This window comes from Caloranaerobacter longqiensis, assembly GCF_050286925.1.
Taxonomy (GTDB): Bacteria; Bacillota; Clostridia; order Tissierellales; family Thermohalobacteraceae; genus Caloranaerobacter.
The window spans coordinates 1-1239 of record NZ_JBFWFX010000058.1 but is presented as its reverse complement, the minus strand read 5'-3'; the positions used below and the strand labels follow the sequence as shown (position 1 = coordinate 1239).

At 41.6% G+C, this 1239-nt stretch carries 7 tRNA genes; all 7 read right to left on the bottom strand.

Features of this window, described 5'->3' with window-relative positions:
• Nucleotides 1-432 precede the first annotated feature (432 nt).
• The 7 genes from AB4Y15_RS14050 to AB4Y15_RS14020 all read right to left on the bottom strand — a co-directional run bounded on the left by AB4Y15_RS14050 (nt 433) and on the right by AB4Y15_RS14020 (nt 1166).
• Nucleotides 433-509, bottom strand: a tRNA-Arg gene (locus AB4Y15_RS14050).
• Between the two features lie 5 nt (nt 510-514).
• A tRNA-Cys gene (locus AB4Y15_RS14045) sits at nt 515-589 on the bottom strand.
• Nucleotides 590-619: 30 nt separating this feature from the next.
• Nucleotides 620-695: transfer RNA gene (locus AB4Y15_RS14040), tRNA-Gln, on the bottom strand.
• 19 nt (nt 696-714) lie between these two features.
• Nucleotides 715-791: transfer RNA gene (locus AB4Y15_RS14035), tRNA-His, on the bottom strand.
• A 36-nt stretch (nt 792-827) separates the two neighbouring features.
• Nucleotides 828-901, bottom strand: a tRNA-Gly gene (locus tag AB4Y15_RS14030).
• 8 nt (nt 902-909) lie between these two features.
• Nucleotides 910-984, bottom strand: a tRNA-Gly gene (locus AB4Y15_RS14025).
• A gap of 97 nt (nt 985-1081) precedes the next feature.
• Nucleotides 1082-1166: transfer RNA gene (locus AB4Y15_RS14020), tRNA-Tyr, on the bottom strand.
• Nucleotides 1167-1239 lie beyond the last annotated feature (73 nt).

Genomic DNA, 1239 nt, shown 5'->3' with positions numbered 1-1239 from the left:
TCAGCTGTTAGCTTGTAATCCTGTCTCCGCACTGTTCAGTTTTCAAAGACCAAATCTTCTTTATCAAATCTCTTTGTCGACTTTTGCCGCCGACTCTTAATACTATAGCAGATTTGTTTATCTATGTCAAGAACTTTTTTGTTCTTATTTATTCTTAATTTTTACATTCTCGCAAATGCAGATACCAATATAGCATAATTACCATTAATATTCAATATTATTGATACCCAATCCTATCAATTTTTATTCAATTAATTTATTTTTTTCTTATAAAATCTCTCGTTTTCTCTATATTTTACTTAATGGAAATTACATTAAAACAGAATCTTCAAACCATTGTAAGATGCAAAAACTTAAAAAAATTCTTTAATACGAAAAAATGGAGGATTGGCTTCTCGCATCAACCCTCCATTTTTTTTAATAATATTAAAATGGTGCGCCCAGAGGGACTCGAACCCCCAACCTTCTGATTCGTAGTCAGACACTCTATCCAGTTGAGCTATAGGCGCAAATATGGAGGCGGCACCCAGATTCGAACTGGGGAATAAAGGATTTGCAGTCCTCTGCCTTACCACTTGGCTATGCCGCCAGAACATTCTAAAAAATTTTAAAGAATAAATGGCTGGGGCGGCAGGACTCGAACCTGCGAATGCTAGAGTCAAAGTCTAGTGCCTTACCGACTTGGCGACGCCCCAGCGAAACACTATCATCTAATGGGGTGGATAATGGGATTCGAACCCATGACCTCCAGAGCCACAATCTGGCGCTCTAACCAACTGAGCTATACCCACCATAAAACAATCTTAAATTCAGTTTACAATGAAAATTGGAGCGGGTGAAGGGAATCGAACCCTCGCGACTGGCTTGGAAGGCCAGGGCTCTACCACTGAGCTACACCCGCTTAATAAATGGAGCGGAAGACGGGATTCGAACCCGCGACCCTCGCCTTGGCAAGGCGATGCTCTACCACTGAGCCACTTCCGCACACTAACCATATCAGAATTCTGAATTTTAAATGTTATTGAGTCGCTAGAATATTATATTTAAATCTATAATTTAAAATTCACTGTAAAATAGTATATGGTGGAGGGGGCTGGATTCGAACCAGCGAAGGCTACGCCAACGGATTTACAGTCCGTCCCCTTTGGCCACTCGGGAACCCCTCCTAATATGGAGCTGGCGATGGGACTCGAACCCGCAACCTGCTGATTACAAGTCAGCTGCTCTACCAGTTGAGCT